Below are 26,978 nucleotides of genomic sequence, written 5' to 3'. Positions count from 1 at the left end.
GCAATTCAGGTTTAGCTTACTTATTAGCCAGTTACTGGCAATGGCGATCCCAGTCAGGGGAGCCAAATTTAGAAAATCCCGCTTAAGGAAACTTACGCGGGATTTTTGTTATTAATCAACTGGCCCTGCAATTAGCCCATATGCCGACATAGCTCGCTCCATCTGTTTATCGCTGTGGCGAACGGCGTATTGCCCAACAAACAGAGATTAATTTCAGCCCCATTTCCCCTGACTGATCTCCGTGACCCGGTTATACGGGATGTTTACTGTGAACCACGTTGAGCGGTTATGACAGGCGCTACATGACACAATAACCCGGAATCATCAGTGCCGTTCAATGTGGCAGTTGCTAAAAAAAGTTCACCATTTTATGGAAACCGCCAGCCCGTTTTCCGGAGGTCAACATGGGCTGGCAAAAGAGTAGCGTTATTCCGCGCAACTATTTAGCTTTTATTTTCTCTAAGAATATCGAGGTATGAACGCTCTCTCCTATTTATCCATGTTTCTTTTATATGCTCTGACAATTGTGGAATATCGCTTTCTAGCGTAGAAGGCCATAAGCAAGGATTATAATCATAGACTCTTAACATGTGGTCTATATCAAATATAGGTGCAGTACCTTTTGCTCTGATCAAACAGACAGGTTTACTAAAGGCAATCCTCATACCTAATTCAAAAAGCACATTTGGATTGTGTTCAGTTAGATCAACTATCACAAGATCAGCAGCATCAAGATCGTTGACAATCGTAGATTGAATAACTTCACTCCCTGCTTTTTTTGCCGTCTTAGCATTAAATCCAGCCTTCACCGCAGAAGGCGTAATGAGATGTTTAAGTACTTCATCAAAATAACCATGCGGGTAGTTAGACGTTTTTTCTGAAAAAGGCATAGCAACAAATGCAATAAGTTTACTTTGCCCTTGAGATTCACCGAGCATAATGGAACTACTAGCTGTGGCAGTTTTGTCATTAACTGAGTTAGTACTAATGCTATCTTCTCTAGCGACTTTTTCTCGAACGTATTTGAGGTTTTGTTGATATAAGTTATAAAAGTCGTCTTGTAATTGATCATCTATACCGAATTCAGTTTTTAGAGTATTCTTTAAATATTCAATCTCAGGTAGGTTACCACCTTGATAGTAATCATATACTTTCTTAAATAAGTCTATATTTAAGAAGCTACTTAATATTGCATTGCCTTCTTCCTCCTGTGATTTAGGATATACTAAACTCTTCCCTAATTCCGTAAGTTCAATTTTGCTTGTGTCGCGAGTACCCACGGTTATGCCGTAATCTCGAGCAGACGCAGTCATGTAGAAAAAATTGGCACTTTACCTAAACCCAGTGCTTTAGCAACTTCACCTGGTGCCCATGGGTTACCGGCGTTAAATTCCTTCAGACAGTCAGCTATTTTTCTACAATCTTCTAGAGAGTATTGAGGGAAGTCACGCTTTGGTTTGGTCGCTTTTTTTCTAGGCTTCCTTACTTTAACTACAGGCGTTGTTTCAGATGCAACTTCTGGAGTGGTTTCATTTTGGGAAATTTCGTTATCTTCAGACATATAAATCCTTTTTAATACTAAGAACAAGACTACGATGAAAAATCAAATTTTACATCGTACCGATGATAGCAATGGGATATATCTCAATTAAATAAAAGCTATTGCCATCACAAAATCAAGTTATTAATTATGATTTATTCAATCTTCCCCATTGTTTCATTATTTATACCCATCAGCGGCCTGGCCTCATACCGCACATCTTCGCCCCCACGCACCAGCCGATCCCGCAACCCATAATGATGCACCCGCGCCATGCGCTGCACCCGTGTAACTGACACCCAGTTATCTCATTGATTTTTATTGCCAGAAGCTCTGAGCTCCAGCGTGATCGCTGGTAGCCAAAATCGCCGGGAGCATGTTTTACCAGCTCACGTAATAACATGCAGATATGCTCAAAAGGCCAGCGACGGGCACACCCGGCAGGTAATGATTTCAGTCCTGCAACACCCGACAGCGTGAACCAGTTAATCCAGCGGCCGACGGAGGAACGGGCACAGCAAAGCGTTCTGGCAACGTCGCTGACGCGACAGCCGCGGTGCATCATCAGCATGGCAGTCAGCCGACGGGCATAATTTTTATCGTGCGTTTTATGGATCGCTTTCTGCATCAGGCGTCGTTCGTCACGGGGAATTGGTGCTATGATCGGCATCACTCAGTCCGGTCAGTGATATTGGTTGGTTTGGCGATGATCAGATCGCACAATCCGGGCTGAGTTCACTCAAAGTGATCTACTATTCCGCGCAGCTTTTTAGATTTATGTAACCTTCGCCTATTGGTGGTCATTTTGGTGGTCTTGACAGCATCGCAATTCAGGTTTAGCTTACTTATTAGCCACTTAAAGGCAAAAGCGATCCCAGTCAGAGGAGCCAAATTTAAAAAGCCTGCTTTCGAGCAGGCTTTTTGCTTTTCAGCGCCGGTACTTCTGCCGGAAGGCGAATGGCCACCCTCCGGCGATTGCGGCTTTAGCGTAAACTCTCTTCCTTCAGATCTATCTCCCGCAGCACCTCATAAAAAGTGATATCGCTGATGTTATGGGCGCGGCGCAGCCGGAACAGCTCCTGACGCTGGGCGATAATGACCTCTCGTTGCATATATTTCTCCAGCCTGGCGCGCTTAGCCAGCTCCAGCCCGACATCCTGCCCCTCGTCATTGTCGTTATAGTGAAGCCGCCGCTGATAGGTTTCGAGCAGCATATTGCCGGCATCGGCCCGCAGGGCCTGCTCACTGGGATCCTTCACCGGCTCGTCCAGTAGCGCGTTAAGACGGTTAATGGCCACCTCGGTCATCACGGCGCCAATGTCGTCCTTACCGGTGTCATGCGGTAGATCATCGGCAAGATAACGAGTCATAAACGGCAAACCGATAGCCGCCACCACCAGCGACATCAGGATCACCGCCATCGAAAGAAAGATCAGTAGTTCACGGCCCGGGAACGGCGAACCATCTGCCAGCACCACCGGCAGCGTCAGAATACCGGCGAGGGTCACAGAGCCCTTCACTCCCGCCAGCGCCATGACGGCGAGGATACTGAATCGTGGACGGACGGTGATGGCCTTGCCTCGACGTTTGCGGCGAAAAATTGTCAGCTTCATCGACAGCCATACCCAGGCGAAGCGCATCAGACCGAGCGCCAGGGTGATGGCCACGGCGTACAGCAGCAGATACCAGGGCGAAGAGACGCCGGCCTGGCTGGCTACCGCCGGCAGCGTCCTGAGCATGCGCGGCAGCTGCTCGCCCAGCATCAGAAAGATCATCCCGTTGAGGGTGGTCTGCAGCATGGACCATACCGCGCTGCTTTTCATGCGCGTCGCCGGAAGCCGGGGCCCCGACAGCTGCTCATAATGCATCGCAATGCCGGCGGCGACGGCGGCAAGAATGCCCGAGACATGGAACGCCTCGGCCAGCAGGTAGGCGGCGAAAGGGATAAGCAGGCTGATCAGGATCTGGATGGCTGGCTCCTCGCGGGTGCGCCGAACCAGAAAGTTATTACATTTGCCGGTGACCCACACCACCACGAGGCCACTGAGGATGCCCCCGAAGGCCATCAGGAAAAATTTCACCACCGCGTCTCCCGGGGAGAAGCTGCCGGTCAGCACCGCGGCGATGGCGAAATTAAAGGCGACGAGCCCTGAAGCATCGTTTAACAGCGACTCCCCTTCGAGAATATGCGCCATCCTTGAGGGAAGCGGCGAGCTGGCGGTCATTGCCGATACCGCCACCGGATCGGTAGGCGACAGAATAGCCGCGAGGGCGAACCCTGCCGCCACGGTGATAGCCGGGATCAGCCAGTGAATAAACAGGCCAATACCGAGAATAGTCACCATCACCAGGCCTATCGCCAGCGATAAAATCGGCTTCATATCGCGGAAAAAAGCGTCTTTGGGGATGCGCCAGCCATCGAGGAACAGCAGCGGCGGGATAAACAGCAGTAAAAAAATATGCGGGTCAAAATCGACCTGAAAGCCACTGGCGGCCAGCGCGGCGCCCGCGGCGATTTGGATCAGCGGTAGCGGCACTTAAACGGGCAGAAGATGGGACAGGAACACGGTCACCACGATGGCCATGATAAAGACCAGCACGATAGCAATTAGCGACATTCATCCCCTCCTCTGACGGCAATATTCATTCTGTACATCAGACTGTTAATCCTTTTTCGCAGGTGTTGTTTCGGTAACAGATTATTTACCCAGTCACCGATAATTAAAGACAGACGTCATTGTCTGCCGGCGATAATATTTAAACTGAGGTGGCAACCGGTGCCGGATCAGGGGTGACAATGTCTTTTATCAAGCCGCGTTTGTCAATCCGCTATCGTCTGCAAATCATCGCCGGCCGGCATTCCGGGGAGAAGTCCTCACGGGACTGTCGACCGGGTACTTCGCAAATTAGCCTCTTCACATGGACAAAACCACTCAACCGCTCCAGCCCCCCGCTGTTTATATATTCCCAATATTATTAATTCGTATTATGCATTGTGAATATGGATATTAATGACCAGTCTAATATACCCGGCAGAGTTATATTTCGTGCCCCCGCCGGCAGTGCGAACCACGTATTTGCGATAAATAATTCTTAACGCCCCCCAGTTCAGGATGATTGGTCAGCCAGCCTTACGCTACGCGCAATGCTTGCCCTACCCCTGAATTGGGCGTACCCTGACAAACAATTAAACCACACGGTCTAAATCATGAATCCCGATACCTCCGCCGTCCTGAAGCCCCGCCGCGGCCGTCCACCCAAGGTTGATCGCCAGTTTGACGATACGCGTCAGGCGCTGATTCGCTCAGGCCTTGAAGTGCTGACCGAAACGGGCTATCTCGCGGCGGGTATTGATGCGGTGATCAAGAANNCAAGAATATCGCCGTGCCAAAGGGGTCGTTTTATCACTGCTTTAAAAGCAAAGAGGCCTTTGGCCTCGCCGTGCTTGCCGCCTATGGCGACTTCTTTGCGCATAAATTAGATAAATTCCTGCTGAACGACGCCGTGCCGCCGCTGGAACGGATGGCGGCCTTTGTGCGTCATGCCGGTCAGGGAATGGAGAAATTCCAGTTTCGCCGCGGCTGCCTGGTGGGCAACCTGCTGCAGGAAGCCCCGTTGTTACCCGAGACGTTTCCCCAACGGTTGATGGCTATCCTGTCGGCATGGGAGTCGCGCGTGGCGCGCTGCCTGCGCGAAGCGCAGGCAGCCGGGGCCATCGCCAGCGACGCCTCACCGCAGGCGCTGGCCCAGGTGTTCTGGATCGGCTGGGAAGGCGCGGTGATGCGCGCCAGGCTGGTCCAGTCTGCCGCACCGCTTAACCAATACTGGGATTTTTTTGCGCACAGTATGACAACAAAAACACCTGCACAGGACGGCGCTAGCGCCGATAACCCCCTTCCGACGAGGAATACTCTGTCATGAAAGCATTAGTTCTGGACCAGATCGACAACCGCACCGTCGCCACCGTCAAAGATATCGACCTGCCCGCTCTTGCCGAAGGCGATGTCCGGGTCGCCATCGACTGGTCGAGTCTCAATTATAAAGACGCCCTGGCGATCACCGGCAAAGGAAAAATTATCCGTCAGTTTCCGATGGTGCCGGGCATTGATTTTGCCGGTCAGGTGAAAGAAAGCCGCGATCCGCGCTTTGTTCCCGGCCAGGCCGTGATCTTCACCGGCTGGGGCGTGGGCGAAAACCACTGGGGTGGCCTGGCCACCGAAGCCTGCGTTAAAGGCGACTGGCTGGTTGCTCTGCCGGAGACGCTCAGCGCGCGCCAGGCAATGATCATCGGCACCGCCGGCTTTACCGCGATGCTATGCGTTGATGCTCTCGTTAGTGCGGGTGTCACCCCTGATAGCGGGGATATCCTGGTCACCGGCGCCAGCGGCGGGGTCGGCAGCACCGCCGTGGTGTTGCTGAAAGCCCTTGGCTACCGGGTGACGGCCGTATCGGGCCGGGAATCGACACACGATTACCTTCGCCAGCTGGGCGCCGATACGATCCTGCCGCGCAGCGACTTCGCGGAGACCCGTCCGCTGGAGAAACAGCTGTGGGCGGGCGCGGTGGATACCGTTGGCGGCCCGGTGTTGGCCAAAGTGCTGGCGCAAACGCAATATCGCGGCTGCGTCGCCGCCTGCGGTCTGGCCGGGGGCTTCGATCTGCCGACCACCGTGATGCCGTTTATTCTGCGCAATGTGCGTCTGCAGGGGGTGGATTCGGTGATGGTGCCGACCGCTGAACGCGACGCTGTCTGGCAGCGTCTGGCCCAGCTTCTGCCGGAGAGCTACTACCAGCAGGCGGCCACTGAAATCACGCTGGAGCAGGCGCCAGCGTATGCCGCAGATTTCCTCAGCAATAATATTCATGGTCGGACGCTGGTCAATATCGGCCAGTAATCCTCTTCTCCCGGCGCCCGTGCGGCGCCGGATCCCGAGAGGGATCAAGGCATATCATTTCCTTCCCCACGGGATTATGATGACGCGAACAAATAGCTCTGCGAGTGGTAAAAAAAGTAAATGGATGTCATAAGCATCATTATGGCGGCGGGCAAGTCGTCCGTTGACGTCGCGCTGTATACGCTGTTGCCGATCATGGTGATCATGCTGATCATCATGAAATACCTTGAGGTCCGCGGTATCCTCGATGTGATTGTTCGCTGGGTGGCCCCGCTGCTGAAGCCCTTCGGCTTAACCGGGATGAGCGCCTTCGCCCTGATCCAGATTAACTTTGTCAGCTTTGCCGCCCCGCTCGCCACGCTGTCGATTATGGATAAACGCGGCGTCTCGGACCGACAAATGGCCGCCACGCTGGCCATGGTGTTCGCCATGGGGCAAGGCAACGTCTTTTATCCTCTTACCCCTTTTGGTCTGCACTGGCTGGCCTCGATCGTTATCTCGGTGGTCGGCGGCCTGGGCGCGGCCGCCGTCGCCTGGCACGTCACCGGGCGGCACTTATCGGTCGCCGAGAACCCCCGCGCGGAAGCGCTGCCGAACGCCGAGCAGAACAGCCAGGGAATTCTGGCCGTGATTAACAGCGCCGGCTCCGACGCCATCCGCCTGGCGCTCGGCGCGGTGCCAATGCTGATCCTGTCGTTAACCATCGTCGGGCTGCTGCAGGGCGCCGGGGCTATCGACCTGCTGCAGCAGCTGCTGAAGCCGCTTCTCAGCTGGCTGCATATCCCGCAGAACTTTGTGCTGCCGGCGCTGGTGAAGTGCGTTGCCGGGGGCACCGCCTACTTTGGCGTCATTTCCGAGCTGATCCAGCAGGGCAACGTCACAGTTGACCAGGTCAACGCCTCGGCAGGTCTACTGATCCAGACCTTTGATCTTCCCGGTATCGGCATTTTTCTTGGCATCAGCTCACGGTTTGTCCGCCTGTTCCGCTTCGTGGCTCCCGCGGCGATCGTCGGCATCCTGCTGCGTACCGTTCTGCACCTGATCCTGTTTTAACGCCTCTGCTCTGGCCTGCGCTTTCAGGCAGGCCGCCACCGCCGCCTGTTCGCCGCAGGCGATGCGCTCATCGACGCGCGTCATCATCCATGGAAAGAATGGATTGGAGGTGACGCGCATTAACGTCTCCAGCCCCACGCTCAGCGTCCCGGTCTCTCCGCGCAGTGAAATGGTGCCCAGGCTAATGCCGTAGCGGTTCTTCTCGTCCGGCTCGCGACCATACAGCGAGTCGCTCAGGGGAAACGGCACCGCCACATGCGACAAAGAGTACATATCCGCCGGCCAGGCCAGGTGTAAAGGATAACGATGCTCTTCCCGTTCCTGGGCCAGCGTGGTCCGGGCGACGGTCTGCAGCGTGTGCGCCGTCGCGTTGGTCACCACCGTGGTGGTATAGGCCCGCGGCGCCGGGGGCAGCAGCGTATTCACCGCCGCATAGAGCGCAGGGCGAAACAGGACCCGGAGATCCGCCGCCTGGTTAATATCGAACACCACCAGCTCGCTGCCGTTATCCGGCAGATAGCGATACAGGGACTCCACCACCGCGCGGGTGCTGACCGTGGAATCCATCACCGACTGAAAGGTGAGGATCGGCGGCAGCGCTTTCAGCTCGCCCTGCCGGGCCGCGCGGATAATCTGCTGCTGCAGCGCCTGGCTCAATAACCACGATTGTCTCGCCGCCTTGACCGGAAAGGAGTTGTACTTGAACGGATTAAACTCAGGCGCCACGTTCAGCCAGGCCGCGCGGGCGAACGCCGGGAAGACGGACGGTAGCCCGGCGAGGCCGGCGAAACGGGCAAACGCGGTCACGCCGATCATCGGCGACAGCAGAATGATCTGCTGCGGCTGACGCAGGTGGCTATCCTCCAGGCTATCGAGGGTATACTTGAGCGCCAGCGCGCCGCCGTTAGAGTAGCCGACCAGATTCAGCGGCACGTCCGCCCCGGCAAGGCGGGTCGCTTCGCGTACCGCCAGACGCGTCGCCGCCAGCCAGGTCTCCCAGTCAACCGCCGTTAACGCCCCCGGCGCGGTGCCGTGTCCCGGCAAACGCGGCGCCACCGCCACATAACCCCGCTGCTGCCAGAGTTGCGCCAGATAGCGCACGCTGTAGGGCGAATCGGTCAGGCCATGGAGGAGCACCACGCCGCCGCGCGGCTTGCCCAGCGGCATCAGCACAAAAGAACGGTTCCAGTCCTGCTGAAACTGCCCCGGCCAGACCCGGCTGTGACGATAAAAGCGGTTGACCGGGGTTTTATCTTCCTCCGGCAAAGCCTCTGTCACCTCACGCTGGAGATCGGCGAAAATCGTCTTCTCCCGCGCCAGATACTGGGCAAAGGTCGCCTGGTCTATCTCTTCGGCCGACATCTCGTTGCCACTCCAGGTATGCCAGCGATGCAGGGCCGGGCCGCGCTGGGACTCATAGATCCGCCCGGCGAGAAAGACCACCAGCAGCGCCAGTACCGCAATGCTCCCTTTTTTCAGCAGTGAGCCGATAACGGCGCCCGACGTTCGCCAGTGTCGAAATAGATGCTTCATGACGCTCTCTCTTATATTTATTGCGTAGCCGGACTTATCAGCCCTCTTCCTGACAGGCTATTCTCACGGACTGCTTTTCAGCATAGTCATCGCTTCCTGCAAATTAAACCCGGCAGATCATTGCCCCTCGGCATAAAAAAACCTAGCGCACAGATCAACAATCGGTTGCGTATTTTTAAACACTGCATAAACCAAGGGGATAATCTTATTGTCAGATTTTTAAGAAACATGAATTATCGACGCACATGTCGCTATGAGAGGATAAAAAACAGATGGAGTGGTGGGTAAAAAAAGTACAGGACAACGCTTCGGCCAGCCTCTGCCGCGTCGTGCTTCAGAGCGGTGCGCTGGAGATGATCGCAGAGATTGAAGCCTGTCGCCTCCGCCTGCGGGAAGGGGATAAACTCACTCCGCTGGCCGATGCGCGCTATTGTCTGAATAATAATCCGACGCAAACTTTGAAGATCCGCAACGCCACTCATTATAGCAGCGAGCGTTGGACAAACGCCGGCAAATAACACGAGCCCGCTCCCTTTACTGGTTATGGTCTGAGTATCGTCGCATTTGACAGATAAATTCTCCTTCGCCATTTTCCCGCTGTGACATACTATCGGGAATGTCAGCAGACCTGAAACAAGGAGCGAATCATGAATATCAAGGCCGCCAGTCTGACCCCGGAACAAGCGCTTGCCGAGCTGGAAGCGCGCTATGAAGCCTCGGTCACGGCGTTACGCAAAGCCATCGGCGACTATATCGACCATAATACGCTCCCCGATACCGAAGCCCGCGCGGAAGGCCTTTTTGTCTATCCGCAGCTGTCGGTCTCCTGGGACGGCGCCGATCATAAAGCCCTCAAAACGCGCGCCTGGGGACGTTTCACCCATGCCGGTTGCTATACCACCACCATTACGAATCCGAAACTGTTCCGCAACTATTTGCTGGAACAGCTGACCCTGCTGTATCAGGACTATGGCGCACATATCAGCGTCGAGCTGTCGCAGCATGAGATCCCCTATCCTTACGTGATAGATGGTTCCACCCTGACACTCGACCGCTCGATGAGCGCCGGTCTGACGCGCTATTTCCCTACCACCGAGCTGTCACAAATTGGCGATGAGACCGCGGATGGCCTGTTCCATCCCACCGAGTTCTATCCGCTGTCGCACTTTGACGCCCGCCGCGTCGATTTTTCGCTGGCGCGTCTGCGTCACTACACCGGCACGCCGGCGGAACACTTCCAGCCCTACGTGCTGTTCACCAACTATACCCGCTACGTGGATGAGTTCGTCAGCTGGGGCTGCAGCCAGATCCTCGATCCCGACAGCCCCTATATCGCTCTCTCCTGCGCCGGCGGGATCTGGATCACCGCCGAGACCGAAGCGCCGGAACAGGCCATTTCCGATCTGGCGTGGAAGAAGCACCAGATGCCGGCCTGGCATCTGATCACCCACGACGGCAAAGGGATCACCCTGATTAACATTGGCGTCGGCCCGGCTAACGCCAAAACCATCTGCGATCATCTCGCGGTACTGCGGCCGGACGTCTGGTTAATGATCGGCCACTGCGGCGGCCTGCGCGAAAGCCAGGCCATCGGCGACTATGTGCTGGCCCACGCCTATCTGCGTGACGATCATGTACTGGATGCGGTGCTGCCGCCAGATATTCCGATCCCCAGCATTGCCGAAGTGCAGCGCGCCCTCTACGACGCCACCAAGCAGGTGAGCGGGATGCCCGGCGAAGAGGTTAAGCAGCGGCTGCGTACCGGGACAGTGGTCACCACCGACGACCGTAACTGGGAGCTGCGCTATTCCGCTTCGGCGCTGCGCTTTAATCTCAGCCGGGCGGTAGCTATCGATATGGAGAGCGCGACCATCGCCGCACAGGGCTATCGCTTCCGCGTCCCCTACGGCACGCTGCTCTGCGTCTCGGACAAGCCGCTGCACGGTGAAATCAAGCTCCCCGGCCAGGCTAACCGCTTTTACGAGGGCGCTATCTCCGAGCATCTGCAGATAGGCATCCGGGCGATTGACCTGCTGCGCGCCGAGGGAGATCACATGCACTCGCGTAAGCTGCGCACCTTCAACGAGCCGCCGTTCCGTTAATCGTCGATGACGTGGGAATCGTGAGATAAACGCTGACGTTACCCGCTGGGGAGCGTCAGCGTCCGGATAAGCGAAACAAACGACCCGGCGGTGTTTGTCCACGGAAGAAAGGTGGTAGACAGAAAAGCAAAAAGCCTGCTCGAAAGCAGGCTTCTTAAATTTGGCTCCTCTGACTGGACTCGAACCAGTGACATACGGATTAACAGTCCGCCGTTCTACCGACTGAACTACAGAGGAATCGTGTGAACGGGGCGCATATTATCGATGACGCCCGGCGCTGTCAAAGCCTGTTTTCAATAAAATGAATCGTTTGCCGAATTATTCTTCACTTTGCGCAAAAAATGGCGATTAGCCTCGCAAACGGCTCAGCTTTCCTCCGATGAAGCCTTCACGCGCGGATATTTCCACAGCCAGCGGCCGCTCACCATGCGGAAATAAAACAGCACGCCGCGCACCGCCCAGTCGAGCACCATCCCTAACCAGACGCCAATCACCCCCATCCCCAGCACGATGCCCAGGGTATAGCCCGCCACCACCCGGCAGCCCCACATGCCGAGCATCGACACCCACATGGTGTAGCGTACGTCACGGGCGCCTTTAAAAGCGCAGGGTAAAGTCCACGACAGCGACCAGATCGGCATAAACAGGGCGTTGAGCCACAGCAGCTGTTTAACCACTTCTTTTACATCTTCTTCATGGGTGTAGAACGAGGCGATAAAGCCGGCGAAGGGGGCGCTGCCCCAGGCGATCAGCGTCAGAATGATCGTCGACAGCCAAAATACGTGCCAGGCCTGGAATTCAGCCTGACCAATCTGCCCTTTTCCCAGCCGCTTGCCGGTAATGATCGTCGAGGCGGAGCCGAGAGCGTTGCCCGGCAGGTTAATTAGCGAGGCCACCGAAAAGGCGATAAAGTTGCCGGCGATAACGTTGGTGCCCATCCCGGCGACAAACATCTGGGTCAGCAGCTTGCCGCCATTGAAGAGGACCGATTCGATACTGGCCGGGATGCCGATCCCCATCACCTCCCAGATAATGGCGAAGTTAAAGGGTTTGAAGTAGCCCTTCAGCGACAGCCGCAGCGCCGGATTGAGGCCCACCATCAGCACCCAGATCGTGGCTATCGCGCCAATATAGCGGGCAATGGTCAGCCCAAGCCCGGCGCCGACAAACCCCAGTCCCGGCCAGGAGAAGATGCCGTAGATGAGCACGCTGCTGATTAAGATATTGAGGATGTTCATCCCGCCGTTAATCAGCAGCGGGATTTTGGTGGTGCCGGCGCCGCGCAGCGCCCCGCTGCCGATCAGCGCAATCGCCGCTGCCGGGTAGCTCAGCGCCGTCAGTTCCAGATAGGTCAGCGCCAGGTCCTTGACCTGGGCGGTGGCATCGCCGGCGACAAAATCAATAATCTCCTGGCCAAAGGCATGGATCACCCCCGCCAGCAAAATGGAAAACAGCGTCATAATGGCCAGCGACTGGCGCGCGGCCGCCCTCGCCCGCCGCCGATCGCGCTTGCCGAGGCTAAAGGCCACCACCACCGTGGTGCCCAGATCGATGGCGGCAAAGAAGGACATGATGACCATGTTAAAGCTATCGGCCAGCCCCACCCCGGCCATGGCCTCTTTTCCCAGCCAGCTGACAAGGAAGGTGCTCAACACCCCCATCAGCAGCACACAGGCATTTTCCAGCAGAATGGGCACAGCGAGAGGGCTGATTTCGCGCCAGTACAGCACACGATAACGCTGACGTTTTTTAAACCAGGATGTCCGTTCGACGGCCTGGCGTACGGCGGAGGTGACGTTCAAGAGAGACCTTAGTGAGAAATGTTGAAACAACATTTCAAATGATGATTGAGAAATGGATATCCTGCAAAGTATTTTCCGTAATAATTGTCGGAAATGACAACAAATTGTCGATGGAAGCGGCAGTTGCACCTGAACAGGCGAATTGATGTTTGACAAAAGTTTTTTCGCCGCTAAGATACGACTCCACACGATTCCTCTGTAGTTCAGTCGGTAGAACGGCGGACTGTTAATCCGTATGTCACTGGTTCGAGTCCAGTCAGAGGAGCCAAATTTAAGAAGCCTGCTTTCGAGCAGGCTTTTTGCTTTTTTGCGTCGCTGACGTTAACTCAGCATCGCATCCAGCCTGGCAAGCACCTCGTTGACAACGACGTCAGGTATGCGTTCCAGACGCTTGCCTTTCCCTACCGCCTCCCTACGCCCCGCGTGTCCTCCGTGAACGCACCCCAGCTCAGCCTGAAAAAGCGCCTGCCAGTAGGATGAATTCACTATCGTTTGCGGGTGAGATAGCGTGGATTATCCACTCTGTCTAACGTTTTACCCGGAGGCATCATGAACCTCAGACAACAGCAACAGCAGGCGTTCGATCGCAGCGGAGAACCTCTTATCGTCGGCAACGTCAGCCACTGCCCGCTGCCGCCGGAGACCCTCGCCGCACTGGGCCCCGATTCCCCCTATGTGGTGCAGGTATACGGCTCAGGCCTGACCGGCGAGGTTTATCGTCTACGCATCGCCGGCAAGGAGTACAATTTAAAGAAACGTCGCGCCGTCGCCGGCGTTGCCAACCTCAACGGCCAGCTGTCGTTTTTAAATGAGGTACAGCGTCGGCAGGCATTGCAACAGCTGAAGGATGACCCGGTCACCGCGCCGCGCTTCACCCACATCGTCCCAACGCTGTATGCCGATTATCGCCTCGGCATCCTGCTCTCCCCCTGGATCGATGGCGAGCCGATACACCAGTTAACCCCGCCGCTGATCGCCCAGCTATTTACTACTCTGGAAGCCTGCGAAGAACAGGGGCTGATGGAGTGGGATCTCTGTAGCGGGAACCTGCTGGTGGACCGGGAGGAGCAGCTGTGGCTGTTCGATTTTGGCTATATGTATCCCTTCGACCCGCTCAGGGAATTTAACAGCAACGGTCTGGCCGCTCCCCTGTTCCACTTTGTCGAGCGCTTTGAGACCCGCTTCTTTTTTAGCTGGCTGATGACCAGGATCCCTGACGCCGAGCAGCAGCTGGCGCACTATCGCGATCTGAAGCGGCTGGCGGTCGAAAGCTACCGGCGCAAGCTGGTGTGGCTTCGCGCCCGGCGCGCTGACCCGCAGGTGCAGGCTCACTTTCAGCAGTTGACGGCACGCTGGGAGTCGGCGCTGGCGGACCCTGCCGCGCTGAGCCGGCTGTTTGCCGTAGAGGCCTTTCGCTCACATGTGCTGGATATTGAAGACGACCTGCATGGTCAGTCCTGTACCTTACTCACCCTGCAACGCATTGATTGGGTGATAAACCAGCTGGAACAGCATTATCGCTTTATCGCCGACGAAGGCGGCCTGTTTTACGACAATGTTGGGAAATCTCAGCAGGCACTGCTCGGTGACTATGCGCAGAAGCGGCAGCAGGCGCAGCAGTACCTGCTGAATGCCGCCGCGGCAAAGGATTAACGGCGCTCGCGCCCCTGCTTCTGCTTCGCCTGATACATCAGGCGGTCGGCGGTGGCCACCAGCGCGTTGAGACTGGGATGGCTGGCGGGATCATATTCGACGCAGCCCCAGGAGAACGCCAGCTGCCAGGGATTGGCCGCCTGCTGGTTGAAACGCGCCACGTTGTGGCTGAGCGTCTCCATCGCCGTCGCGGCATCGTGGCGGCTGGTATTGGCGAACAGAATGATAAATTCGTCCCCACCCTGCCTCGCGAGGATATCGGACTCGCGGAAGGCCGCTTTCATCAAGTCGGCGATGGCGATCAGCGCGCGATCGCCCTCTTCATGCCCCCAGGTATCATTGATGTGCTTGAAGCGATCGAGGTCGACAAACGCCAGGCTCACCGGCTCATGGCGGCGCTGGGCCGTCAGCAGGGCATACTCTGCCAGGGTGAGGAATCCCCGGCGATTAAACAGTCCCGTCAGCTCATCCGAGGTTGCCGCATCCAGCACCTTGAACTCATCCTCCACGATCGCCGCCAGATCGCTTAAGATCTGCATTTCATGGGCGGAAAACGATCGCGGCTGGTGATCCATCAGGCAGAACGACCCGACGGTCGCGCCATCCGGCAGTTGCACCGGATACCCGGCGTAAAAGCGGATAAACGGCGCCTCAATGACCAGCGGGTTATCGTGAAAGCGCTCGTCCTGCTGCATGTCGTTGACGATAAGCGGGTCGGTTTGCAGAATGGTATGGGCGCAAAATGAAATATCTCTCGGCACCGTGTCCACATCGAGACCGGCACAGGACTTGATATGCAGGAGATCTTCCCCCACCAGACTGATGGACGCCACCGGCAGGTTATACAGCGAACGGGCAAGCCTGGTCAGGCGATCGAAGCGTTCTTCTTTTCCGCTATTCAACAGCCCGGAAGAGCGTAGCGATTGCAGGCGACGCTGCTCGTCGGGATGAAGTCCGGCTAATTTCATTGTCTCTCACTTGTCTCTTGCGCAGAATTCCGCCGGGTTTCCGCAGAGAAACCCGGCGTTTTATCCTGCGAGGGGAAAATAGTCGTCAGGTACCCCATGAGTTAAGCAGATTTCCTCTGCACGTCAACCGGCGCGCCCCAGGCGACTGGCGCCCAGGGCGCTGGCGGAATGCCATTAACGGCACTCTGCCCGGCAAAGAGGGCAGATCAGGCGCGGATAAACGCCAGCAGATCGGCGTTGATGGTATCGGCGTGGGAGGTGTGCATCCCGTGCGGGAAGCCAGGATAAATTTTCAGCTGGCTGTTCGGCAGCAGCTTGTCCTGCAGGATGGCCGCATTTTTATAGGGGACCACCTGGTCGTCATCTCCCTGCATCACCAGCACCGGCAAAGTGATCGACTTAAGGTCTTCCGTCTGGTCGGTCTCTGAAAACGCCTTAATGCCTTCATAATGGGCTTTGGCGCTGCCGATCATCCCCTGTCGCCACCAGTTCTGGATCGTCCCCTGGGATATCTCTGCTCCATCACGATTGAAGCCATAGAACGGGCCAGAGGCGACGTCGAGATAGAACTGGGCGCGGTTCGCCGCCAGCGCTTTGCGGAAACCGTCAAACACCTCGATCGGCGTCCCGCCCGGATTCTGCTCGGTTTTCACCATTAGCGGCGGGACGGCGCTAATTAACACCGCCTTCGCCACCCGCCCCTGCGGCTGACCATAGCGGGCGACGTAGCGTGCGACCTGGCCGCCGCCGGTGGAGTGCCCGACGTGGACCGCATTGTGCAGATCCAGATGCTCCACCACCGCCGAGACGTCCGCCGCGTAATGGTCCATATCGTGCCCCTCGCTAACCTGATCGGAGCGGCCATGACCCCGACGATCGATAGCGATGACCCGGAACCCTTCGGCAAGGAAAAATAACATCTGGTTATCCCAGTCGTCAGCGCTTAACGGCCAGCCGTGATGAAAAACAATCGGCTGAGCTTCCTTTGGACCCCAGTCTTTAAAGTAAATATTGACGCCGTCTTGGGTGGTGACAAATGCCATATTACAGACTCCTCTTTCAGGATAACCAGCCTGCAGGCCCGTGCCTGGGCTGAACGCCGACGGCGGCCGGCAGGAGTGCCGACCGCACAGGAATGTGATGCCTGTAACAGTGTAGAAGATATTTAACGCCGGGCGGGACAACTTACCCTGTCTCGCTTGATTCGCCGATCCTGGACCAGACCGCGTCTGGTATCAGGCCGCACTCTCCTGCTGGCGGATCCGCACCATCAGCGCGCCGAGCAGCGCCCAGTCAAGCAGCACGGCGAAGGCAAAGCAGACGCCATGGCGTCCTCCTCCCGCAGTATGCCAGGTCAGTAGCGTCGCCGCGATGGCGATAGCTACGCTCAGCACCGTGGCGCCGCTGACCCGCATCCCCGGCAGCGCCGTCCTACCCGCCGCAATGCGCCAGGCGACAGCCGCTCCCGCCCCACCGCACGCCACGCCCGGCAGCAGTGCCGGCCAGTCCTGCCCGCCATACCAGGCCACCAGCGCCAGCAGCCAGCCGGCCGCTGACAGCAGAAAGGCCCAGCGCGTCGCCGCCAGGGGTGAGCGATAAAGCCAGGATTGTCCGCGAGTGAATCCCCACCCGACGCCAAAGGCCGCAATCAGCGCCGTCAGCAGACTCAGCGTGCCGGTCACCCCGATAACCGGGGGCATGATTAACAGCAAGGCCCCGGCGGCGATGACCACGCTAAGGGCGATAGCGCGGCCGCGGGGGTCGATCGTTGCCGCGGCTTCCGCGGCGGTGTAGCGGCTTACAACGTGCATAGTTGACTCCTGACAGGCGAAGCTGCATGAATTTAATTCATGTCATTGTCTTTACATGCCCGTAGCCTATCGCCACACTATCGCTTTACACAAACGCATAGTTTTCAGCCATAGATGAGAAAAACTCAGCCATGAGACCGCCCCGTCTGCCGCCGCTGGGGGCGCTACGCGCTTTTCATGCCGTCGCCCGCCACCGCAGTTTTAAACAGGCCGCCGAGGCGCTCGGCGTCAGCGCGACGGCGGTCAGCCATCAGATTAAACTGCTGGAGTCGGTGCTGGAGTGCCGGGTCTGCGAACGCAGCGCGCAGGGCGTCAGTCTGACCGCTGATGGCGAGATCCTTTACGCCGCCACCCAACGCGCCTTTAGCGCCCTGGAACAGGCCGTCGTCCAGATCGCTCATGCCCGTCAGCCGCCATCCTTAACCGTCACCACCACCTCCAATTTTCTCACCCACTGGCTGGTGCCGCGGCTGGCGGATTTCACCGCCCGCTTTCCGGCTATCGACCTGCGGCTACACACCAGCGTCGAACGAGTGGATCTGCATCTGGGCACGGTAGACGCCGCGATTCGCTATCGTGAAACGCCGGAGCCGGACCTGTACTGCACGCTGCTGTATGAGGATCGCTTTATCGTGGTCGCCAGCCCGACTCTGGGCCTCAGCCGGCCTGAAGATCTGCAGCGGGTGACGCTGTTTCACGTTGCCAACCGGCGCGTGCCAGCTGATTCGCCGAGCTGGGAGAACTGGCGTCGGCGCTATGGACCGCCGACGCTGAATATTGATGCGGGGTTAACCTTTAGCGATGAGACCCATGCCCTGCAGGCGGCGGTGGCCGGTCAGGGGGTGGTGATCGCCAGCGAACTGCTGGCGCGGGATCTGCTGCAGCGCGGCGTATTGTCCGCGCCGTTCAGCAACGCATTGCCTGGCGCCCGCTACTACCTGGTCACTACCGAAGCGGTAGCGCAGCGGGCGGATATTATCGCTCTGCGGGAGTGGCTGCTCAGCCAGATGGCGTCGGGCGACGGCGGCCATCCGACTGCGGGATAGCGGGCTTACCAGCCGCAGACGTTGGTCTCTTCATCGGACTCGTAGCCGCGAACGATATTGATCAGATCCTTCACCGCATCAGCCGCGGTGAGTGGGTCGCGCAGCGCCGCCAGCGAGGAAAAGGTTTTATCAACCGAGACGCCGTTATTGTTATTGGTGACCGTCAACAGAAACTCCCCCTCTTCCCTGTCGTCCGGCAACTTGCTCAGCAGGTCATTAACGGCCTCCACCGCCTGCTGTGGAATATACAACACCATTGGTTTGAGAAATATTTTTTCCTGCTTCTGGTGAAGTCGGCCATTCTCTAGCGCTAAGGTATAACCTTTATTTTCACTGGTCATCTCTTGTTATCCCTCGATGAGAATTTTTGGATCAACATAAAAGTCGACATTAAAAACCGTGTCCTCTGAGAGGGCCTCAATACAGTGCCACTTCTCCGGCGGAAAGACGCCAAACTGGCCGGCTTCAATAGTCAGGGTTTCAACGGGCTCGGGGCTGGTTTCATCGGCATAGCCGAGATAGCGGATCGCCCCCTGCATCACCGAGAGACGAGGGTAGACGCCCTGCCGGGTGCCGGCATCCAGATGGCGGCGCCAGATAGAGGCCGGGGCGGTCTCTTTGGTCCACAGCGGCGTGCTACGGGTGTGAACGTAATGGGTGGGAATAATGATTCGCTGCATGATTGTGCCTCACTTTACCGTCTCAAACGCGACGTTCAGAAATAGCCTATATGATGCATATCATATACCCCTTTTAAACGTTAAGGATATTATTTTGTTGTGGAATTTTACGCCTACTCCTTTTTATACCTCGCAGGGATTAGCGCTAAGAGAAAATAAAAAAGGCGATTTCAGGATCCTGAAATCGCCCGGAGAATAAAAATAAACGCGTTAAAATTTGTTAGCGCAGCGGACTCGGTTTGCCGATTAAATATCCCTGAACCAGGTCACAGCCCAGCGCCTGCAGCGAAGCCAACTGCTCTTCGGTCTCTACACCTTCCGCCACAATGCGCATATGCAGGCTCTTTCCCATGCTGATAATCAGGCGGACGATATCCAGATCGTCTTTTTGTTCCGGAATATTGATGACAAACGAGCGGTCGATTTTAATTTTATCGAACGGGAAGTAGCTTAAACGGGACAGGGAAGAATAGCCGGTACCAAAGTCATCGATGGAGATCTGAATGCCCTGCTCGCGCAGCTGGCTGAGAATTTCCAGCGAACGGGTGTTCTCATTGAATACGTCCGACTCGGTGATCTCCAGATCAAGACGTCGCGGATCGAGGCCGGTCTGATGCAGCACCTCGATAATGGTGTCGGTCAGCGATGTATTCATCAACTGAATTGGTGAAACGTTGACCGAGACCTTCAGCGGCGTCGCCCAGCTGGCCGCTTCGGCACAGGCGGTTTTCAGCACCCATTCGCCAAGGGCATTAATAAGACCGATTTTCTCTGCCACCGGAATAAACACCGTCGGCGGCACGGCGCCGCGCACCGGATGGAACCAACGAACCAGCGCTTCATAGCCGTAGATTTCGCGCGTGACGGTATCGGCGATCGGCTGATAGTAGACTTTGAACTCGTCATGGGCCAGGGCCTGCAGCAGATCGTCTTCAAACGATTTGTTCTCCTGCAGGCGCTGCAGCATCCCCGGCCGGAAGATTTGCACATGGCCGCTACCCTCTTTTTTCGCCTCATACAGCGCGAGGTCGGCGCACTTGTACAGATAATCGGTACGACTTTCACCGTCAGAGATCACGATCCCAATGCAGGCGTCGATATTAATCTGCGCATCGTAGATCTGATAGGGCTGGCTGATCTTCTCCCGGATAACATTGGCCCGCTCAAGGGCCATCTCCTCAGTGAGATCGTAGGAGAGCATCGCAAACTCATCACCGCCAAGGCGATACAGCGTCTCGGAGGTTTTGCGGAAAAAAGAGAGGCGACTGGCCAGATCCTGCAGCAGCTTATCGCCAGCATCATGGCCAAGGGTATCGTTCACATCCTTAAAGCTGTCGAGGTCGAAAAGCATCACCACGGCGCATCCCTTATACGGACGCACCTGGTTGACGATCTCCTGCAGCCGCTGCCAGAAAGAGAGACGGTTGGGCATACCGGTCAGCGAATCATGGTAGGCATCGTACTGCAGCCGGCGGTTCTGCACCTGCAGCTTCTCTTTCGAGGCCTGCAGATCGTTGGCCAGCGTTTTCATACGAACATGGGCGCGACGCAGATTATTATTCTGTCGGAGCATCAGCAGACCGAGAGTTATACACATGGCGATCAGCAGAATGGAGATCACCGAGTAGATATAATAGAGATGCTGGATTTTATCATGGGTGATATTAACGATATTGATATCTTGCGTCAGGGTGGCGGCGGCCATTGAGGTCAGCGGACCATCAAGCTCGCTTAACACCGGCAGGATCTGTCTGACCTGCTCCGGCGTCATGGTATCAACTTGTTTATCGAGCAGATGAAGATTACGAATCAGCGTCGCAACCACCGTCTTCCGCTGCTCGCTTTTATTGATAAATTTACCCAGATCGCCCTCTTGCAGAAGCTCGATCTGGCTCATCATGATCTCAAGACGCAGGCGCACCTCATCGTGGTCCGCCCCTTCGGCCCCAATCGCCATTCCCGCCAGACGAGACTCCAGCCGCATATATTCCGACACCATTTGCGACATTGACCACGAGTCCGTATAGCGGGTAAATTTTTGCAACTCACTTTGTCGCTCATGCACCAGATAAGTAATATATCCGGTGACAACAAATAACGACAAAATAATAGCCGTGAGTATTCGATTCAAGATCCAACCCTTATTCTATAATCATCTTTGAAACTTGCCAGGCCGATCGGGAATAATAGATCTGGTTCTGTAATTCAGCACTGCTGTCGTAAGGGTAGACAATAAATAACGGGCCTTTATCACGAATGCGCATATATTGACCGTTCATTTTTAACGCCATAATGACCGGGAATTTATAAAAATCATCAATCGGGATAATGGTGGTGTAGTCGTTCAGCGCCAGCACGCGGGCCGATGTGCCTTTCGCGCCGACTAAATCCATGAGTTTATTAAGGGGAATGCCGTCAAAACGAACCTTGCCGGTGTACCAGGGGGTGGTGGTTTCTATCGTCTTCATCCCCAGTTTTTCCAGCATTGCGAGATCAAAAACGGCCTTGTCGCCGACATTCATATTTCCGATTTTTCCGGAAATGGTCAGCACAGGTTTTCCTGTCGGCGCAGGCAGTTTTTCAGCATAAGCAGAAGGCAACATGACAGAACAAAATAAAACTGCAAGAAGTAGACGCATTTTACTCACCATTCCAGAGAGGGAGACACGTTAAGTGTAAACCATTTACGTCGATTCTTAAAAGGTGTCCATCTTTGTTATCCGTTGATTTAATTAAAAGTATAAGCTGGATGGCAAATTGCCAGAATGTTGAGTCCAAGGTGTGATTTCGCCCGCCTTTCCCATCGATTCTTTTTTACGCCATCTCCCCCGCTTAGCAGGCAAACTACTTTCCTCCACGGCCGCTGCGCGATAGTCTCAGAGCAGACGCAACGGTAAAAGCGTCTCATTCCAATAACAATGAAGTACGTGACTGACAGGACAGGGTATGGATTCAACAATAAGCGTGCAGCCCGGCGAGGCGCCAGATTCACTACATCGCGCCCGGCGGGCGGCCTGGGGTAGTTTTGCCGGCGCGGTGGTCGACTGGTACGATTTTCTTCTCTATGGCATTACCGCCGCGCTGGTGTTCAACCGCGAATTTTTCCCGCAAATCGGCCCGGCGATGGGAACGCTTGCCGCCTTTGCCACCTTCGGCGTTGGGTTTCTTTTTCGCCCGCTCGGCGGAATTATTTTTGGCCACTTCGGCGATCGCCTCGGGCGGAAACGGATGCTGATGATGACCGTCTGGATGATGGGTATCGCCACTGCCTGCATCGGCCTGCTCCCCTCGTTCAACCAGATCGGCTGGTGGGCGCCGGTGCTGCTGGTGTTCCTGCGTGCGGTTCAGGGATTCGCCGTCGGCGGCGAATGGGGCGGCGCGGCGCTGCTCTCGGTGGAGAATGCCCCACAGGGGAAAAAAGCCTTTTACAGCAGCGGGGTGCAGGTGGGCTACGGCGTCGGCCTCCTGCTCTCTACCGGGCTGGTATCGCTGATTAGCAGCCTGACCAGCGACCAGCAGTTCCTCAGCTGGGGCTGGCGCTTACCGTTCCTGTTCAGCGTGGTGCTGGTCCTTATTGCGCTGTGGATCCGTAACGGCATGGCGGAATCGCAGGAGTTTGAAGCGCAGCAGAGCCAGGACAACGCGCCGCAGATGAAAAAGCGGCTACCGGTAGTGGAAGCGCTGCTTCGCCATCCGGGAGCGTTTTTACTGATTATCGCCCTGCGTCTGTGTGAGCTGCTGACGATGTATATCGTCACCGCCTTCGCCCTCAACTACTCCACGCAAAACCTCGGCCTGCCGCGCGAGCTGTTTCTCAACATTGGCCTGCTGGTGGGCGGTCTTAGCTGCCTGACTATCCCCTGCTTCGCCTGGCTGGCAGACCGCTTTGGCCGTCGGCGGATCTATATCACCGGGGCGCTGATCGGCACTTTGAGCGGTTTCCCGTTCTTTATGGCGCTGGAGAGTCAGTCCGTTTTCTGGATCCTGTTCTTCGCCCTGATGCTGGCCAATATCGCCCATGATATGGTGGTCTGCGTCCAGCAGCCGATGTTTACCGAGCTGTTCGGCGCCAGCTATCGCTATAGCGGCGCCGGCGTCGGCTACCAGGTGGCGAGCGTGGTCGGCGGCGGCTTTACCCCGTTTATTGCCGCGGCGCTGGTCACCTTCTCCGGCGGATCGTGGCACAGCGTGGCCCTCTATCTGACCGCAGGATGCCTGCTGTCAGCGCTCACCGCGCTGCTTATGAAAAAGCACCCCGTCGACTGACCCACCAGCGGAGGGCGTAACCCGCGCCCTCCGGTAAGGAGAATGCATGTCTCAGTTAACCCTGGCCGACTGCTGGCCTCGCCGTTTTTCCCCCTCCTCGCTGGCGCTGCAGTTTTGCGAGGATCCCACCCAGGCGGAACAGCCGCTGTTTGCCAAAGCCAGCGCCGGCGAGGCCGTCGCCCAGCTCTGGCAGGCGCCGCAGGGATTGGTGGTGCCGGGGAGCTATCGTCAGTTTACGGATCTGCCGGCGGTCAGCGCGCATTTTGCCGCGCGCGGCTGGCCGGTATGGCTTCGCCGCTCCGGCGGCGGTCTGGTGCCCCAGGGGCCGGGCATTATCAACCTTAGCCTCGCCTGGCCGGTACAGCAGCCGCTCGGCGAAGCCGCCGAACCGATCTATCATTCGCTGTGCGCTGTTCTGCAGCGCACCCTCGCGCGCTTCGGCGTTGCCAGCCACCCCCGGGCGGTGAGCGGTTCCTTTTGCGATGGCCGGTATAATCTTGCCTGCGGAGAAGGCGCGGAGGCGCGCAAGATTGTCGGTACCGCCCAGTACTGGCGGCCGCTGGCGGCGGGCGGCGGCCACGTGGTGCTGGCCCATGCGGTGATCCTTATTGACGCCGATCTGAGCGCGGCGCATCAGGCGGCGAACGCCTTCGAAGCGCAGCTCGGCAGCGAGCGGGTCTATTGCGCTGACAAGACCGTTACTCTCGCGCAGCTGCTTCCCGGCGAGCGCCATCTGCTGCCCCGCTTTAGCGAGACGCTGGCGCAGGAGCTGGACGCGGCTCGCTGAAGGTCGCTTTCAGGTAGCGGCTGAAGGTTTCCACCGCGCGCGACACGCGCGGAGTATAGGGCCGAATGACGTACAGCCGGTCGGCAAACACCTCCACCGGCTGCCACGCCGGCAGCAGCTCCTGCACCAGCCCGCGGCCAATGGCCTCCCGGGCGCTGAAATCCGGCAACAGCGCCACCCCAAGCCCCGCCAGCACCGCATCACGTAGCGACTCGCTGTTATTGGTGGCGAATGGCCCCTGCACGTTGATGGTCACCCGAGCATCGGGCGACTGACGGGAGGCGAACGTCCACTGCGGGCGCTGTGGCCCACGGGGATAGGTCAGGCATTGGTGGTGGCGCAGATCTTCGGGGGTCTCCGGGCGGCCATGGCGGCGAATATAGTCGGCGGACGCGACGGTAAGCGTCGCGGTGTGACACAGCGGCCAGGCGACGTGGGTATCGGGGAGCGCCTCGCGCCGACAGTGGCGGATGGCGAGATCGAACCCTTCGCTGGCCAGAGAGACCAGCCGGTCGGTGACCTCAAGCTGCAGATGCAGCTGGGGATGCTGATGCAAAAAAGGCGCGATTGCCGGGACCAGCTGCTGGCGGGAAAAGGCCACCGGCGCGGTCAGGCGCAGCGTTCCCCGCAGCGGCCCGCCCTCATCGCAGGCGCCGGTGAAAATATCCCGCAGCTGACCAAACGGCTCGTTGAGCTCCGCCACCAGCCGCAGTCCGTCGTCGCTGAGGCTCACGCTGCGGGTGGTGCGATGGACGAGGGTTTTACCGGTCACCCGCTCCAGCTCGCTGATTTTCTGGCTGATAGCCGACTTGCTGATCCCCAGCTTTTCCGCGGCCCGGGTATAGCTTTTTTGTTCTTCCAGCACCGTCAGCCAGTACAGATGGGGCCAGTAACTCTCCGGACGACTCTCGCTCATGTGATTGTTCACCAGTAAAAACAATGTATTCAACTATAGCGGTTTTTGCCGACGGCGGCATCGGCTAGCATCTTGTTGAGCCCATCATTATTCCCTAACGATAAGGAGCACCTGCATGCCATTACTGACATTTGACCTGATTGAAGGCCGTACGGAACAGGAGGTCAAAACCCTGCTGGATGCCGCCCATCGCGCCGTGCTACGCGCCTTCGAGGTACCAGAACGCGACCGTTACCAGATTGTTCATGAAAACAAAGCCCACCATATGGTGATTGAAGATACCGGCCTCGGACTGACCCGCACGCGGGATCTGGTGGTGGTGCGGGTCTATACCAGCCCGCGCAGCGAGGCGCAGAAGCAGCGCTTCTTCGCCATTTTGCAGGAGGAGCTGGCGGAACACTGCGGCCTGAGCGGCGATGACCTGATGGTGTCGATTATCAGTAACCAGAAAGGCGACTGGAGCTTTGGCCGCGGGGTCGCGCAGTATCTTACCGGCGATCTGTAACCCGCAGCCCGCAGTACGCCCTTAGCGGCGGGCTGCCGTCGCGATACGCTGCCGCGCCTGCTGCTCGATATTCTCCAGCAACTCCTGGACATCGTCTTCATCAATGTCGAGGAACTGGCCTTCCAGCAGCGCGGCGTGAATATCTTCCCGGGTGACCGAAATACCCAGCGGCACCGCCCTGGATTTGACCTCCTCCGCCGCCAGCGGATGCGGATAACGGCGGCCAACCAGGTTATTAAACACAATAGCCAGCAGCGCCAGCATCAGCGAGTTGAGCAGCACCGGGGTCAGCACAAAGTGATAGCCTTCGCTGTGCACCCCGGCGCCGCCGAGGATCGCCGTCAGGGCCACCGCGCCGCCGGGGGGATGCAGACAGCGCAGAAAATACATCCCGGCGATGGCCAGAGCCGCCGCCAGACCGCAGGCCAGCGCCGCATCGGGGACCAGCATACCCACCGTGACGCCGATCAGCGCCGACAGCACGTTGCCGCCGACAATCGACCACGGCTGCGCCAGCGGGCTGCTCGGTACGCCAAACAGGAGTACCGCCGAGGCCCCCATCGGGGCAATAAACCACAGATTGACTTCGCCGAGCAGCCAGTGGCTGAACATGCTGGTCACCGCCAGTCCGGTGCCGGCGCCAATGGATCCCAGCACGATATGCCGGCGGGCCACCGGCAGCGCGTGCGGCTTCAGGCGGCCAAGGAAAATCCGCAGCCGTGAAAATATCCCCGCAGGAATAACACTCAACATCGCTTCATCGCTCAAATCATAGGAATTACTTATATTTTATTTTCTTTTTTTAACCTTAAATTAACAACCCTGTCTTTCGCAGGGGATAGCGCGGGCGGCGATGTCCGACGGCATTGTGCTGTGAATTCTCGCGGGGGCTGATAGAATCCCTTTTCGGTCAGGGGGATACCCCTTTTGCGAATTGAAGGTCATAACCCAGTGAATAATAAAATCTCTTTAGCGAAAGAAGTGGCATGGGCCAGCCAGAATATGCCGCGTACCCTGCGTCAGGTCGCCGCGCTGCCCGACCTCAGCGGCGTGCGTCTGGCCTGCTGTATGCACCTCGACATGAAAATGATCCCGCTGGTGCAGGGGATCCTCGACAAGGGCGCTCAGGTCTTTTTAACCACCTGTAACCCCACCACCGTGCAGGACGACGTGGTGGCCTGGCTGGTGGAGCGCGGCGCCGAGGCCTGCGCGTGGCGCAATATGAGCGATGCCGACTGGCAACAGTCATGGGAAAAAGCGATTGCCTGGCAGCCCACTCACCTGTGCGAGATGGGCGCCGATATCACCACCCTGCTCCACCAGCGCGGCGAGTTTGGGAACATCGTGGCGGGTCTGGAAGCCACCGGCTCGGGCGTCAATCGGCTGGGGGATATTCAGCCAGGCTATCCGATCTTTAACTG

Annotated in this window: 26 protein-coding genes, 2 tRNA genes and 5 pseudogenes; 14 read left to right on the top strand and 19 right to left on the bottom strand. The window is 57.3% G+C overall.

The window, feature by feature from the left end:
- Positions 1 to 268 precede the first annotated feature (268 nt).
- A pseudogene (locus KHQ28_RS06290) lies at positions 269 to 424 on the top strand (IS630 family transposase); the annotation flags it as partial.
- A gap of 19 nt (positions 425 to 443) precedes the next feature.
- Here KHQ28_RS06290 and KHQ28_RS06285 read toward each other — a convergent pair.
- From KHQ28_RS06285 to KHQ28_RS06265, 5 genes and pseudogenes are all read right to left on the bottom strand, one after another.
- Positions 444 to 1,280 (bottom strand): hypothetical protein, encoded by an 837-nt coding sequence (locus KHQ28_RS06285; RefSeq protein WP_223175058.1) that lies wholly within the window; start codon positions 1,278 to 1,280, stop codon positions 444 to 446.
- A gap of 29 nt (positions 1,281 to 1,309) precedes the next feature.
- Entirely contained in the window at positions 1,310 to 1,561 is a 252-nt protein-coding gene (locus KHQ28_RS06280) for a hypothetical protein (protein WP_001287855.1), read from the bottom strand.
- Positions 1,562 to 1,695: 134 nt separating this feature from the next.
- Positions 1,696 to 1,815 (bottom strand): phage virion morphogenesis protein, encoded by a 120-nt coding sequence (locus tag KHQ28_RS06275; RefSeq protein ID WP_095516808.1) that lies wholly within the window; start codon positions 1,813 to 1,815, stop codon positions 1,696 to 1,698.
- Positions 1,816 to 1,826: 11 nt separating this feature from the next.
- A pseudogene (locus KHQ28_RS06270) lies at positions 1,827 to 2,210 on the bottom strand (helix-turn-helix domain-containing protein); the annotation flags it as partial.
- A 313-nt stretch (positions 2,211 to 2,523) separates the two neighbouring features.
- Positions 2,524 to 4,158, bottom strand: a pseudogene (locus KHQ28_RS06265) (Na+/H+ antiporter).
- Between the two features lie 590 nt (positions 4,159 to 4,748).
- Between KHQ28_RS06265 and KHQ28_RS06260 the strand changes: the two are divergent.
- From KHQ28_RS06260 to KHQ28_RS06250, 3 genes and pseudogenes are all read left to right on the top strand, one after another.
- Positions 4,749 to 5,582 (top strand): annotated as a pseudogene (locus KHQ28_RS06260) (TetR family transcriptional regulator C-terminal domain-containing protein).
- Positions 5,473 to 6,435: an MDR family oxidoreductase gene (locus KHQ28_RS06255; RefSeq protein WP_223175060.1), complete on the top strand. Its 963-nt coding sequence runs from the start codon at positions 5,473 to 5,475 to the stop codon at positions 6,433 to 6,435. The pseudogene KHQ28_RS06260 and the gene KHQ28_RS06255 overlap by 110 nt, the downstream one beginning before the upstream one ends.
- Before the next feature lie 120 nt (positions 6,436 to 6,555).
- A complete protein-coding gene (locus KHQ28_RS06250) occupies positions 6,556 to 7,488 on the top strand; it encodes a nucleoside recognition domain-containing protein (RefSeq protein WP_032418704.1) in 933 nt (310 codons plus the stop codon).
- Here the strand turns inward: KHQ28_RS06250 and KHQ28_RS06245 are convergent.
- A complete protein-coding gene (locus KHQ28_RS06245) occupies positions 7,399 to 9,021 on the bottom strand; it encodes a carboxylesterase (protein ID WP_032418702.1) in 1,623 nt (540 codons plus the stop codon). The genes KHQ28_RS06250 and KHQ28_RS06245 overlap by 90 nt on opposite strands.
- Before the next feature lie 272 nt (positions 9,022 to 9,293).
- On the opposite strand from KHQ28_RS06245, the gene pmrD reads away from it, so the two are divergent.
- Both pmrD and KHQ28_RS06235 read left to right on the top strand, forming a co-directional pair.
- The gene (pmrD, locus tag KHQ28_RS06240) at positions 9,294 to 9,539 is read left to right on the top strand and encodes a signal transduction protein PmrD (RefSeq protein WP_004141189.1); all 246 of its coding nucleotides are present in this window, start codon (positions 9,294 to 9,296) and stop codon (positions 9,537 to 9,539) included.
- Positions 9,540 to 9,668: 129 nt separating this feature from the next.
- Positions 9,669 to 11,123, top strand: a complete 1,455-nt coding sequence (locus KHQ28_RS06235) for an AMP nucleosidase (RefSeq protein WP_004148975.1) — start codon at positions 9,669 to 9,671, stop codon at positions 11,121 to 11,123.
- Between the two features lie 161 nt (positions 11,124 to 11,284).
- Here the strand turns inward: KHQ28_RS06235 and KHQ28_RS06230 are convergent.
- From KHQ28_RS06230 to KHQ28_RS29680, 3 genes are all read right to left on the bottom strand, one after another.
- Positions 11,285 to 11,360, bottom strand: a tRNA-Asn gene (locus KHQ28_RS06230).
- A gap of 128 nt (positions 11,361 to 11,488) precedes the next feature.
- A complete protein-coding gene (locus KHQ28_RS06225) occupies positions 11,489 to 12,925 on the bottom strand; it encodes an EmmdR/YeeO family multidrug/toxin efflux MATE transporter (protein WP_004151469.1) in 1,437 nt (478 codons plus the stop codon).
- A gap of 34 nt (positions 12,926 to 12,959) precedes the next feature.
- On the bottom strand, positions 12,960 to 13,112 hold the full coding sequence (locus tag KHQ28_RS29680; protein WP_004225945.1) for a DUF5951 family protein: 153 nt from the start codon (positions 13,110 to 13,112) through the stop codon (positions 12,960 to 12,962).
- A gap of 5 nt (positions 13,113 to 13,117) precedes the next feature.
- Here KHQ28_RS29680 and KHQ28_RS06220 point away from each other — a divergent pair.
- Positions 13,118 to 13,193 (top strand) — tRNA-Asn (locus KHQ28_RS06220).
- A 53-nt stretch (positions 13,194 to 13,246) separates the two neighbouring features.
- On the opposite strand, the pseudogene KHQ28_RS29100 reads toward KHQ28_RS06220, so the two are convergent.
- Positions 13,247 to 13,321, bottom strand: a pseudogene (locus KHQ28_RS29100) (type II toxin-antitoxin system PemK/MazF family toxin); the annotation flags it as partial.
- Positions 13,322 to 13,474: 153 nt separating this feature from the next.
- Here KHQ28_RS29100 and KHQ28_RS06215 point away from each other — a divergent pair.
- Positions 13,475 to 14,578 (top strand): AarF/UbiB family protein, encoded by a 1,104-nt coding sequence (locus KHQ28_RS06215; protein WP_032418696.1) that lies wholly within the window; start codon positions 13,475 to 13,477, stop codon positions 14,576 to 14,578.
- On the opposite strand, the gene KHQ28_RS06210 is transcribed toward KHQ28_RS06215, so the two are convergent.
- The 3 genes from KHQ28_RS06210 to KHQ28_RS06200 form a co-directional block, all read right to left on the bottom strand.
- Positions 14,575 to 15,546 (bottom strand): sensor domain-containing diguanylate cyclase, encoded by a 972-nt coding sequence (locus KHQ28_RS06210; RefSeq protein ID WP_002911798.1) that lies wholly within the window; start codon positions 15,544 to 15,546, stop codon positions 14,575 to 14,577. The genes KHQ28_RS06215 and KHQ28_RS06210 overlap by 4 nt on opposite strands.
- A gap of 206 nt (positions 15,547 to 15,752) precedes the next feature.
- Entirely contained in the window at positions 15,753 to 16,589 is an 837-nt protein-coding gene (locus tag KHQ28_RS06205; RefSeq protein ID WP_004180471.1) for an alpha/beta fold hydrolase, read from the bottom strand.
- A 192-nt stretch (positions 16,590 to 16,781) separates the two neighbouring features.
- On the bottom strand, positions 16,782 to 17,357 hold the full coding sequence (locus KHQ28_RS06200; RefSeq protein WP_004175291.1) for a hypothetical protein: 576 nt from the start codon (positions 17,355 to 17,357) through the stop codon (positions 16,782 to 16,784).
- 131 nt (positions 17,358 to 17,488) lie between these two features.
- Here KHQ28_RS06200 and KHQ28_RS06195 point away from each other — a divergent pair, with 131 nt between their 5' ends.
- The gene (locus tag KHQ28_RS06195; RefSeq protein ID WP_002911860.1) at positions 17,489 to 18,403 is read left to right on the top strand and encodes a LysR substrate-binding domain-containing protein; all 915 of its coding nucleotides are present in this window, start codon (positions 17,489 to 17,491) and stop codon (positions 18,401 to 18,403) included.
- Between the two features lie 5 nt (positions 18,404 to 18,408).
- Here KHQ28_RS06195 and KHQ28_RS06190 read toward each other — a convergent pair whose 3' ends face one another.
- Both KHQ28_RS06190 and KHQ28_RS06185 read right to left on the bottom strand, forming a co-directional pair.
- Positions 18,409 to 18,744, bottom strand: a complete 336-nt coding sequence (locus tag KHQ28_RS06190) for a DUF1869 domain-containing protein (RefSeq protein WP_002911862.1) — start codon at positions 18,742 to 18,744, stop codon at positions 18,409 to 18,411.
- 6 nt (positions 18,745 to 18,750) lie between these two features.
- Positions 18,751 to 19,083, bottom strand: a complete 333-nt coding sequence (locus KHQ28_RS06185; protein ID WP_002911866.1) for a DUF1971 domain-containing protein — start codon at positions 19,081 to 19,083, stop codon at positions 18,751 to 18,753.
- Between the two features lie 97 nt (positions 19,084 to 19,180).
- On the opposite strand from KHQ28_RS06185, the gene KHQ28_RS06180 reads away from it, so the two are divergent.
- A complete protein-coding gene (locus KHQ28_RS06180) occupies positions 19,181 to 19,282 on the top strand; it encodes a hypothetical protein (protein ID WP_072159889.1) in 102 nt (33 codons plus the stop codon).
- A 21-nt stretch (positions 19,283 to 19,303) separates the two neighbouring features.
- On the opposite strand, the gene KHQ28_RS06175 is transcribed toward KHQ28_RS06180, so the two are convergent.
- The gene (locus KHQ28_RS06175) at positions 19,304 to 21,214 is read right to left on the bottom strand and encodes a bifunctional diguanylate cyclase/phosphodiesterase (RefSeq protein WP_004196289.1); all 1,911 of its coding nucleotides are present in this window, start codon (positions 21,212 to 21,214) and stop codon (positions 19,304 to 19,306) included.
- A gap of 10 nt (positions 21,215 to 21,224) precedes the next feature.
- On the bottom strand, positions 21,225 to 21,722 hold the full coding sequence (locus KHQ28_RS06170; RefSeq protein ID WP_016831857.1) for a molybdopterin-dependent oxidoreductase: 498 nt from the start codon (positions 21,720 to 21,722) through the stop codon (positions 21,225 to 21,227).
- 307 nt (positions 21,723 to 22,029) lie between these two features.
- On the opposite strand from KHQ28_RS06170, the gene shiA reads away from it, so the two are divergent.
- On the top strand, positions 22,030 to 23,349 hold the full coding sequence (gene shiA, locus KHQ28_RS06165; protein WP_004158843.1) for a shikimate transporter: 1,320 nt from the start codon (positions 22,030 to 22,032) through the stop codon (positions 23,347 to 23,349).
- 46 nt (positions 23,350 to 23,395) lie between these two features.
- On the top strand, positions 23,396 to 24,136 hold the full coding sequence (locus tag KHQ28_RS06160; RefSeq protein ID WP_004180477.1) for a hypothetical protein: 741 nt from the start codon (positions 23,396 to 23,398) through the stop codon (positions 24,134 to 24,136).
- On the opposite strand, the gene KHQ28_RS06155 is transcribed toward KHQ28_RS06160, so the two are convergent.
- The gene (locus KHQ28_RS06155; RefSeq protein ID WP_004180478.1) at positions 24,096 to 25,052 is read right to left on the bottom strand and encodes a LysR family transcriptional regulator; all 957 of its coding nucleotides are present in this window, start codon (positions 25,050 to 25,052) and stop codon (positions 24,096 to 24,098) included. The genes KHQ28_RS06160 and KHQ28_RS06155 overlap by 41 nt on opposite strands.
- Positions 25,053 to 25,167: 115 nt before the next feature.
- On the opposite strand from KHQ28_RS06155, the gene KHQ28_RS06150 reads away from it, so the two are divergent.
- Positions 25,168 to 25,557 (top strand): tautomerase family protein, encoded by a 390-nt coding sequence (locus KHQ28_RS06150; protein ID WP_004175282.1) that lies wholly within the window; start codon positions 25,168 to 25,170, stop codon positions 25,555 to 25,557.
- Positions 25,558 to 25,578: 21 nt separating this feature from the next.
- Here KHQ28_RS06150 and KHQ28_RS06145 read toward each other — a convergent pair whose 3' ends face one another.
- Positions 25,579 to 26,310 carry an HPP family protein gene (locus KHQ28_RS06145; RefSeq protein ID WP_002911879.1) on the bottom strand — a complete coding sequence of 244 codons (732 nt, stop codon included), beginning with the start codon at positions 26,308 to 26,310 and terminating at the stop codon, positions 25,579 to 25,581.
- A gap of 198 nt (positions 26,311 to 26,508) precedes the next feature.
- Between KHQ28_RS06145 and KHQ28_RS06140 the strand changes: the two genes are divergently transcribed.
- Positions 26,509 to 26,978: adenosylhomocysteinase (locus KHQ28_RS06140; RefSeq protein WP_181824150.1), on the top strand; the 470-nt coding region annotated here is incomplete at its 3' end.

The organism is Klebsiella sp. 28, from assembly GCF_018223905.1.
GTDB classification, from domain to species: domain Bacteria; phylum Pseudomonadota; class Gammaproteobacteria; order Enterobacterales; family Enterobacteriaceae; genus Klebsiella; species Klebsiella pneumoniae.
The sequence above is the reverse complement of the archived record's forward strand: the minus strand, read 5'-3'. Positions and strand labels throughout refer to the sequence as shown.

Coding starts and splice junctions, on each gene's coding strand:
- KHQ28_RS06280 (WP_001287855.1), bottom strand. CDS start 1,561: ATGTCTGAAGATAACGAAATTTCCCAAAATGAAACCACTCCAGAAGTT.
- KHQ28_RS06275 (WP_095516808.1), bottom strand. CDS start 1,815: ATGGCGCGGGTGCATCATTATGGGTTGCGGGATCGGCTGGTGCGTGGG.
- KHQ28_RS06250 (WP_032418704.1), top strand. CDS start 6,556: ATGGATGTCATAAGCATCATTATGGCGGCGGGCAAGTCGTCCGTTGAC.
- KHQ28_RS06245 (WP_032418702.1), bottom strand. CDS start 9,021: ATGAAGCATCTATTTCGACACTGGCGAACGTCGGGCGCCGTTATCGGC.
- pmrD (WP_004141189.1), top strand. CDS start 9,294: ATGGAGTGGTGGGTAAAAAAAGTACAGGACAACGCTTCGGCCAGCCTC.
- KHQ28_RS06235 (WP_004148975.1), top strand. CDS start 9,669: ATGAATATCAAGGCCGCCAGTCTGACCCCGGAACAAGCGCTTGCCGAG.
- KHQ28_RS06215 (WP_032418696.1), top strand. CDS start 13,475: ATGAACCTCAGACAACAGCAACAGCAGGCGTTCGATCGCAGCGGAGAA.
- KHQ28_RS06210 (WP_002911798.1), bottom strand. CDS start 15,546: ATGAAATTAGCCGGACTTCATCCCGACGAGCAGCGTCGCCTGCAATCG.
- KHQ28_RS06205 (WP_004180471.1), bottom strand. CDS start 16,589: ATGGCATTTGTCACCACCCAAGACGGCGTCAATATTTACTTTAAAGAC.
- KHQ28_RS06200 (WP_004175291.1), bottom strand. CDS start 17,357: ATGCACGTTGTAAGCCGCTACACCGCCGCGGAAGCCGCGGCAACGATC.
- KHQ28_RS06195 (WP_002911860.1), top strand. CDS start 17,489: ATGAGACCGCCCCGTCTGCCGCCGCTGGGGGCGCTACGCGCTTTTCAT.
- KHQ28_RS06190 (WP_002911862.1), bottom strand. CDS start 18,744: ATGACCAGTGAAAATAAAGGTTATACCTTAGCGCTAGAGAATGGCCGA.
- KHQ28_RS06185 (WP_002911866.1), bottom strand. CDS start 19,083: ATGCAGCGAATCATTATTCCCACCCATTACGTTCACACCCGTAGCACG.
- KHQ28_RS06170 (WP_016831857.1), bottom strand. CDS start 21,722: ATGCGTCTACTTCTTGCAGTTTTATTTTGTTCTGTCATGTTGCCTTCT.
- shiA (WP_004158843.1), top strand. CDS start 22,030: ATGGATTCAACAATAAGCGTGCAGCCCGGCGAGGCGCCAGATTCACTA.
- KHQ28_RS06160 (WP_004180477.1), top strand. CDS start 23,396: ATGTCTCAGTTAACCCTGGCCGACTGCTGGCCTCGCCGTTTTTCCCCC.
- KHQ28_RS06155 (WP_004180478.1), bottom strand. CDS start 25,052: ATGAGCGAGAGTCGTCCGGAGAGTTACTGGCCCCATCTGTACTGGCTG.
- KHQ28_RS06150 (WP_004175282.1), top strand. CDS start 25,168: ATGCCATTACTGACATTTGACCTGATTGAAGGCCGTACGGAACAGGAG.
- KHQ28_RS06145 (WP_002911879.1), bottom strand. CDS start 26,310: ATGTTGAGTGTTATTCCTGCGGGGATATTTTCACGGCTGCGGATTTTC.